We start from the raw sequence: 8,961 nt of genomic DNA on the forward strand, positions 1-8,961 counted from the left end.
GAGCAGGAGATTTCCAAAGGCAAGAAACAAGCCGTTTTTGTCGCCAAAGAGACCGAGTACTTCAAACGAGCCGATGTGCGGAAGATCTGGTCGCTCGTTTCGGTCTCCAAAGACGCTCCAAGCAGCGAGCTGATGATGCGACTGCTTCGTCAGAGCTCGGCGACAAAAATGGGATCGTGGGCCGTCGAAAAGAACTCATCTGGTGAACACATGATCATATTTGTTGCCAAGCTCGATGCGACTGCCCCGTCGGAAGCCGTGCAAGGCACGATCGAGTATGTCGGCCGTATTGCCGGAGCGATGCACAAGGAGCTGAATCCAAGCAAAGACGAGAAGACCGCAAAGGAAACGTTGGCATCCTGGCTCGCCAAATAGAGAGGTCGCTCGCTAAGCAGGCGCTTGACCGTTTTGGCCAACGTGGTGAAGGATTTTTGAGGCGGCAAATGACAGCATTTGCGTTCCGTAGCTATGCTCGCCAGAGCGTGGATGGTTGCCGGCCGATACGAATCACCACCTTCTGGCGAAGATCGCGACGAGAAATCGGCAAAAAGAATAATCGGCAAGAAAATCTGTAACGCTTTTCCAAGACGCTCGCTTGGTTATTTATCAGGCGGATGACAAAGCAAATTCAGCCGCCTGATTCTCACTCACACCCAGTTCACTTCAGCTCAGGAATCGAAAGCCATGAAACGTTCATACAAAACCCTCGCCGTTGCTGTCACCACCCTCGCATTGACCACCACCAACAGCTCGATCGTATCGGCTTGTGGAGGACGATCTGGAGGCGGTGGTGGCTCGTTCGCTCGAGTCAGCTTCGGCGGCGGCCACTCGAGTTACCCAAGTCACAATCGTTATGGCGGTCACTATGGCAGCACTAGCACGTATACACCGTCGTGTCCAACATCTCGCTATGCGGCACCGGTGTACTCGCAGCCCGCTCCATCGCAACCGTTTCCTTCGCAATCCATTCCGCCGCAACCGCAGCCGCCGTTCCAACCAGCCGCCGCGCCGACAGGGGCAGCTTCGGACTTGGCCGCGAACGGGGCTAGCCAAGGTCGTCCCTCGCAACCAACGCAAAAGCAGCCTGCGAGCTCGGCTGCCACGGCTCCTGCTACTGCACCAGCGCAATCAACTTCGCCGCGTAGTCAACCGGCTTCGCAACCCGCTTCGGAACCGCAATCCGCCGAGGCATCGGCGCTTCAGATGCTGGCTTCGATCAATAATGCTGATCCGTCGCCCGCTGAAGAAACACAATCGCTCGTGCCCGAGTTCACTGCGGCCGCGGCGACAACGAGTGGCGATCACGTTGGCAGCTGGAAAGTCAACTTGCCGGGGAGCCAGTCGGTGGAATTGATTTTGGAAGACGATGGCAAATTCAGCTGGACTGCAACTAAAGACGGTAAATCGAACGCATTCAGCGGCCAGTACCGTTTGGAAAACGGCCAGCTTACCTTGGTCCGCTCTAGTGACCTGCAACAAATGTCGGGCCAATGGACCGGCAGCGAAGGCAACTTTACCTTCAAGCTGGACGGAGCGACCAACGGCGGCTTGAATTTTCAACGCAGCTAAGCATGTCGTTAGCAAGTCACCTCTCCCGAGCTTTAGCTTGGGAGCGACCGGACGGGCCCTTGAGGCCGCGTCCGGGTGAGGGCCGACCGCGCAACCAAACTTGCACTCCGCCTTCACTTGCTCGGACCGCCCTCTCCCTCGCAATCGTTGAAGGCTCTGCTCGACCTCTCCCTTTACTGCGTTTGGAAGAGGTGACACAAAGACGCTTCACCCCGCCCTGCCCTGCCCTTCTGGCAACTCGAATCCATTCGTAGCGGAAGTCGTCAACGGCTTTCGTGAATCGCCGAGCAGCTCGAAACTCTTGACGAGTTCCACTACATCCGTTGGCAGAGCGTAAAAACCAGCCCTACTCAGGATCCAGCGGCGCATAAAAAAAGCGGCTCCTGGAAACCCGGAGCCGCTATGGGGAGTTCGACGGCCGTGCATGGCCGCCGTGCTACGTCTGAATGCTTAGGCACCGAATTCGATGCGACGTGGTCCGAGTTGCTGTTGCAATCGGTTGACGATCGAAGTGTGCATCTGGCTGACTCGCGACTCCGATAGATCGAGTGTTGCACCGATCTCTTTCATCGTCAATTCTTCGTAGTAATAAAGAATGATGATCAATCGCTCGTTGCGGTTCAGGCCTTTGGTGACCAAACGCATCAAGTCATTCTTTTGCACACGGATCGTTGGGTCTTCACCCTTCTTGTCTTCAAGCACGTCGATTTCGCGAACGTCCTTGTAGCTATCCGTTTCATACCACTTCTTGTTCAGCGAAACGACGCCGACAGCGTTGGCATCGGATTGCATTTTTTCCAATTCCGCAACCGGAATCTCCATCTTCTCGGAAAGTTCCAAGTTGGTAGGAGCTCGGCCAAATTTGGTTTCGAGTTCCTTCTTGGCTGCGGCAAGCTTGCTGGCTTTGCTGCGAACCAAACGAGGAACCCAGTCCATGGTGCGAAGTTCGTCCAGCATGGCACCACGAATCCGCGGCACACAATACGTTTCAAACTTGACGCCGCGTTCCATGTCATACGCGTCGATGGCATCCATCAAGCCGAAGATTCCGGCACTGATCAAGTCATCCAGTTCGACTCCGTCGGGAAGCCGTTGCCAAATACGTTCGCCGTTGTAGCGAACAAGCGGCATGTAGCGTTCGACCAACCGATTGCGTAAATCTTCGTATTCTGCTGCGTCCTTGGTGATTTTCTTGAAGTCTTGCCAGACTTGCAGAATCTCATCGTCGGTTGTGACTGTCGCTGCCATCCAATCCTCCGTGACCAAAAAATGTACTGACGGCTTCATGCCGTCCGCGTCTTGTAACGATGGACGTTCGCCGCTGCCGCAAACGACAGCAATCCAAGTCAATCGTTACTCATATAAATCCATGACGGCTTGGTGCACGTTTGCATCCATGCATTCGTAAACCAAACCCGCCGTGGCGCCCAACCGAAGCATCCATGTTGAACATCCGTGTTCAAGATTCTTCGGCGGAGTTGTCTTCTAAGAGTCCTGCGTCAATGATTCCTTGGCGATACCAATCGACTCGGCGTCGAAAATTGGCTTCCACGGAATCTCGAACGACATACTCGATAATCCACCCTGCGCCCCATCCGATGCCACTAAATACCACTAGTGCAATGATCGCCTCGCTGGCGACCTGATCGGCGAACTCGCCGAATATTGCACCTCGTACGACAACTAAAGCCATTGCAAGTGCACCAAGGCATAATGCGAAGCTTCGTGTCACGGGTCTAAGTGTCCTTCGAAGAACAAGGTTTCCTGTGTTGTAATGGGAGCAACCAGATAATTTAAAAATTGGCTCAAGCCACTTTTGAAACGTCCAGTGTGCTACACCCTCTGTATCGGCACTGCCCCAGGTCAAACCTGAGTCTACTTTTTAAAAAAACTAAGCTGCGTCTAAATGTTGGCTCTGTAATGTCGTGGGCAGCAATCGCGACAACAATGTCTCGGCGCTCGCGACTTGAATATCATCGGGGACCTGTTGTCCGTTGGTCAGATAGCTCAGTGGGATCCCTGGCAACGAATCGGATGCCGAGAGCGCCGACAACACACCGGCGGTGTTCGTCGCTTCGTCCAGCTTCGTTAGAATCGCTGCAGTCGGTCGCGCCGGGGCGAATCCGCGAAGCACCGAACGGACCGTCGATACGGAACTGGTGGCCGCCATCACCAAATGAGTTTCATCGGGCTGCGCCATCCGCAATAGTTCGACAAGTTGGTCGATCCTCGCATCGCTCGATGGGCTGCGACCCGCAGTATCAATGAGTACCAAGTCGACATCGCCGAGTCGTTCAATCGCGGGCTGCATCTCCGCGGGTTTCTCGACCACCTCCATCGGCAAGTCCATGATCTCGGCGTAGGCCTCGAGCTGTTGGACCGCAGCGATTCGGAATGTATCGATGGTCACCAACCCAATCCGCCGCCGTTCTTGGATGCGGAATCCTGCGGCCAACTTGGCAATCGTCGTCGTTTTGCCCACGCCAGTCGGGCCGACCAACGCGACAATGTGTTTTGAACCCGGTTGCGTACGGATCGGTCCGCCTAGCCGCAACTCGCGAGCGATCGATCGCTGTAAATGTTCCATCCAGGGTTGGCCGTGGGATTCACCCAGTCCCGCTGCGAAGCTTTCGGTCGCTCGCAACCAACGGTCGGCGGTGATCGCTGCCACGCCCGAATCAATCAATTGTTCGCGGTACGCTTGCAGTGGACCTGCCAACATCGACGCCGAATGCATGAAAACGCTTTGCCGCGGTGATGCGTCTTGCTCGTTGTCATCGACGTTCTCGTCAAGATCATCCGCTTCGAGTGATGGGGTTCCGTTCGCATCAATCGCATCACGCAATCCGGCGGTAACCTCGACATAGGTGCGGCCCAGCCATCCCATCCATCCATCGCGGACTTGACGAGTATGCAGCACCGAAGCATCGGGGCCCATCTGCTGGCGAATCTCTTCAAGGGCATCTTGAAGACTGGCGGCTCGGAAGGTGCGAATATGCATAGTGCGAATCACATCGCGAGGTGTTTCTTGGTGTATCGGAAAACGGTCGACGATGACCGGTTTCAATAAGCTTGTTGATTTGGTTTGTTGCGAGGTGTTGGCTCAATCGGTTTACGTGTCACTGACAACTCCGTGGGATTCGATCTTCGTATCCTGAGTCACTTCGTTGTACGACAGGATTCTTAAACGTGGCATCGACGGCGATGTGATTTGGCGAAGCCCCGGACGAATGCGAGGACTGACCAATAAAATCGGCGGATAGCCAGCGGTAATCAGTTTCTTAACGGCTTCTTGGATTCTTTCGCAAGTGAGGTCTACCGCTTGAGGACTCATTCTCACAAAAAGTCCTCGTTCGGAATGTTCGATCCCCGCCGCAATGCGGTCTTCCATCGCTGGATCCAATGCCAATACATGCAATTGATTGTGCTCGTCGCGATACCGCGTGCTGATGGTGCGTGCCAATCGATGACGCACGTATTCACATAACAACACGGGATCTTTGGTGCGAGAGGCAAAATCGCCAAGCGTTTCTAGAATGATGCTTAATTGACGAATCGGCACGTCTTCTCGCAGCAACAAGTGCAACACCTGCTGGACTTCGCTGACCTTCATCGCGCCAGGGATCAATTCGTCGACCACCGCCGGTGAAACTTCTTTTAATTCATCGATCAGATGCTTCGTGGCATCACGCGAAAGCAGTTCATCGGCGTGACGACGGGCAACCTCTTGCAAATGAGTTGCTAGCACTGCACCTGGTTCCACGGTCGTGTAACCATAAATCGCCGCCTGTTCGCGACGCATCGGATCGATCCAAACCGCAGGTTCGCCAAACGTTGGGTCACGTGTCGGTTCGCCTTCGATCGTTCCCGTGGTTTGGCCGCTATCGATTGCTAGCAGTTTGTCGGGGCGGACGGTCGCGCGAGCAATCGTGTTGCCTGCAATACGGATCTCGTATTCGCTTTGCTCCAAGCTCATCTCGTCACGTACTCGCACTTTCGGCAGCACGATGCCGATGTCCGAGGCAATCGAATTGCGGACGCCCGTGATTCGCTGCATCAAATCGCCGCCGCGTCCCGGGTCGGCCAAACTCAGCAAGCCAAGACCAATCGTCATTTCCATCGGGTCGATCGTCAAAAAGTCTTCGACTCGTTTTTCGGGCGGAGCCGCTGCTGCCGCTTTTTCGGCATTCTCGCGAACTTGTTTTTCGTCAATCTCGCGTGTGTTATTGCGATTCATCACAATCGCTAGCCCGATACATCCGGCCCCCAATGTCGCCATCGGGATCGTGGGCAGGCTGGTGACAATCAACAGCAACAAAAAGCTGCCAGCCACCGTCAATGCCTTGGCGTTTCCGAAGAGTTGTTGCAGGAATTGAACCGGCAAGTTGACTTTTTGCGTGCTCCGTGTGACCAACAAACCAGCGGCAAGCGAGATCAATAGTGCCGGGACTTGGCTGACCAACCCGTCGCCGATCGTCAATTTGGTAAACAACGCGCCCGCTTCGCTGATCGTCATGCCGGCGTGCATCACCCCGATATACAGTCCGCCAATCACATTGACGACCGTAATCACAATGCCAGCAATCGCGTCACCACGGACGAACTTACTCGCACCATCCATCGCCCCATAAAAATCGGCTTGCGAGCTCACCTCTTCACGTCGCCGCTGGGCTTCTTTTTCATCGATCAAGCCCGCATTCAAGTCGGCATCGATCGCCATTTGGCGACCAGGCATCCCGTCCAAGGCGAATCGGGCCGCGACTTCACTAATCCGGGTCGAGCCTTTGGTGATCACGATGAACTGAATCAATACGATGATCAAAAAGATAATGATGCCGACTTCGATGCGATCCCCGGCGACAAATTCGCCAAAATTCTGGATCACACCTCCGGCCGCTTCCATTTTGAGCGTGTCCGCACCGGTCAAAATTAACCGTGTCGTCGCCACGTTCAGCACCAAACGCGCAAGCGTGGTGGCCAATAATAAAGACGGAAAAATACTGAACTCAAGTGGCGTGGCGACGTAAATGGTCGTCAGCAAAATGATCACGCCAACGGTGATGTTTAATGCTAGCAGTAGATCCATCAGGATCGCTGGCAGCGGGACGAGGATCACGACTAAGCAGCCGATGATGCCGACTGGCAACACTAAATCGCGATAACGAAGTAGAACTGACAGCACGAACGAATCCTTCTCAAAAGAAACGAAGCGACCCATTCGCTTCTCTTTAGCGAAAGTACAAAAAAAGTCGCAATCAGGTCCAGAGAAGAACGAAGCGGCCCGGAGAGGGGTTTTTACTTTTAACTTCTCACTTCGTCGTGGATCTCACCCGACTAAGAAAAGCGGGGCTGCGGCAAACGCCCGATGCCACCGACCTTAGTAGCGGTGCGGATTTATTCGCCCTGCGAAAGCCGTCTTGTCCAATCTGTCCCCCCCCTGCCCTGCCCTGCCCATTGCGGCCGTCGGCCCTCGACGGTCGCGTCCTGCCACAGCACCGTGATAACCTCCACGCTTGGTGGCAGAGTCGATAGCTTCAACCGCCGCCGTCCAATCGGTGCGTCTGGGTGCGTGGCTGACTTATCCGCGGGGGGCTTGGTCGAGCGTGGGTTGAACCAGGGTCCCTATCGAGAGTGGTGGTTGGTCGAGTTTGTTTGTCTCGCGGTCGATCGGAAATGCGAGCGAGATTATGACCGAGGAAAATTAACGAAAAAAATTTGTGAATTTCATGGCGGGTTAAATGGCTGCAAGCAGCGAGTTAAGGGACAGAACGCTACCCGCCTTTTTTGCGACTACCCTCAGACCGCCCGCAATGGCGAAGTCCAATCCCTTGGTCTATAGATTTTGGAATGTCGAAAATTTTGTTCTCGATTCGGATCAGTGTACATTGCTGCCTACCTTGCTGGTGAAAAGGCGGTTCAACAGCGTTTGTTTTCAAATTCTTTGTAAAGTATGGAATCGATGAAACGTAACACGAAGCCGAAAGCCCACGCATTTACCCTGGTGGAGTTGCTGGTGGTGATTGCCATTATTGGCGTGTTGGTGGGTCTGCTACTCCCCGCTGTGCAAGCAGCCCGCGAAGCTGCACGCAGGATGCAATGTTCCAATCATATGAAACAACTGGGATTGGCACTGCAGAATTACCATTCCACCTACAATCAGTTTCCCGCTGGCGCGGTCGACTTTCATGGCTATTCCTTCGGAGCCAGTCGTTCGGTCAGTGCAGCGATGTTTATCATGCCATTCATGGAAATGAATTCGCTCTACGAAGCGTTCGTCGAAGACGCCAAGGTTGCCGTTCCCGAATCGGGTGCTTGGGAGAGCCCTGCTCTGCAAGCGGCAGGACCTCAATCCTCGTTCCTCTGCCCTTCGGCAGCCAACGCAGACGGCACCGCAGTCAACGGTGTGTCGAAGTGTCATTACGTGTTCAGTACCGGGGACGCAATGTGGCATAATGCTCGCAACGATTCGCAAGAATCAAGTACGAACTCTCGCATCGACTCGCGCAGCATGTTCATTCCACAGATTGACGGCGAGCGAAATTCGAAACGTCGCTTTCGAGATTTGCTTGACGGCACCAGCAATACGATTGCCATGAGCGAGGTTGCTGGGACGCCGCGAGAAGTGGCTTTCGTCAAAGGGGATGTGGCTAGTTTTAATGGAATGTATGACGGCACCACCGCGCTACCCGGACCGTGTCTGACCGCTCCCTTGGATGCAAACAATCGTCGTCTGTATCAAACCGGTGCCGACTGCTGGCGTGGTTTGATCCTCGGCGACGGTCGAACGATCAATAACCGCTTTACCACGACGTTGCCCCCGAACTCTTACTCGTGCGCCTATGGCGGTGGTAATGACAGCTGGGGCACCTACTCGCCTTCGAGTGAGCACCAAGGCGGCGTGCAAACGTTGATGTTCGATGGGGCGGTTCGCTTCATTACCGAATCGATTGACTCGGGCAATCTAAACGCTCGCCAAGTCACTAGCGGCCGAAGTCCCTATGGCGTTTGGGGAGCGATGGGAAGTCCCGCAGGAAGTGAAACGGAAACGTATTCAGACTAATTCTCGAGCGTACTCTCTCTCTTTTTCGCTTCAAGGCAACCTTTCACATCAAGGTGACACAGCGCCGTTGCCTTGATCGCGATCTAGAGAGCGATTATTTGCCAAACTTGAATCTTCGTCACGGCTTCCTCGAAGCATCTTTTCTCTCGTTGAAGGAATCAGATGGTCACGTATGTCAATCAAGCAGTTGCACTCGCAGGCTTGTGTCTGCTGGGGGTGTGTGGATGTTCCGGGCAATCGATTCCCGATGACCTGCCGGAATTGTATCCCACCACGCTGACAGTCCATCAGTCTGGGACGCCTTTGGTCGGCGCCAGTGTGCAATTGGTTGC

General features: G+C 54.4%; 6 protein-coding genes and 1 pseudogene. 3 read left to right on the forward strand and 4 right to left on the reverse strand.

What is annotated here, in order from left to right; all coding sequences use genetic code 11:
- Positions 1–375: pseudogene (locus ABX962_RS21995) on the forward strand (serine protease); the annotation flags it as partial.
- Between the two features lie 309 nt (positions 376–684).
- Positions 685–1,569, forward strand: a complete 885-nt coding sequence (locus ABX962_RS22000) for a hypothetical protein (RefSeq protein WP_372722345.1) — start codon at positions 685–687, stop codon at positions 1,567–1,569.
- Positions 1,570–2,019: 450 nt separating this feature from the next.
- On the opposite strand, the gene ABX962_RS22005 is transcribed toward ABX962_RS22000, so the two are convergent.
- The 4 genes from ABX962_RS22005 to flhA form a co-directional block, all read right to left on the reverse strand.
- Positions 2,020–2,817, reverse strand: a complete 798-nt coding sequence (locus ABX962_RS22005) for a FliA/WhiG family RNA polymerase sigma factor (protein ID WP_040771197.1) — start codon at positions 2,815–2,817, stop codon at positions 2,020–2,022.
- A gap of 211 nt (positions 2,818–3,028) precedes the next feature.
- Entirely contained in the window at positions 3,029–3,262 is a 234-nt protein-coding gene (locus ABX962_RS22010; protein WP_372722346.1) for a hypothetical protein, read from the reverse strand.
- A 198-nt stretch (positions 3,263–3,460) separates the two neighbouring features.
- On the reverse strand, positions 3,461–4,570 hold the full coding sequence (locus tag ABX962_RS22015) for an AAA family ATPase (RefSeq protein WP_372722348.1): 1,110 nt from the start codon (positions 4,568–4,570) through the stop codon (positions 3,461–3,463).
- 111 nt (positions 4,571–4,681) lie between these two features.
- Positions 4,682–6,751: a flagellar biosynthesis protein FlhA gene (gene flhA / locus ABX962_RS22020; protein ID WP_372722350.1), complete on the reverse strand. Its 2,070-nt coding sequence runs from the start codon at positions 6,749–6,751 to the stop codon at positions 4,682–4,684.
- Between the two features lie 777 nt (positions 6,752–7,528).
- Between flhA and ABX962_RS22025 the strand changes: the two genes are divergently transcribed.
- Entirely contained in the window at positions 7,529–8,629 is a 1,101-nt protein-coding gene (locus ABX962_RS22025; protein WP_372722352.1) for a DUF1559 domain-containing protein, read from the forward strand.
- Positions 8,630–8,961: the final 332 nt, after the last annotated feature.

Origin of the sequence: Novipirellula sp., from assembly GCF_041583735.1 — a bacterium.
GTDB lineage: Bacteria > Planctomycetota > Planctomycetia > Pirellulales > Pirellulaceae > Novipirellula.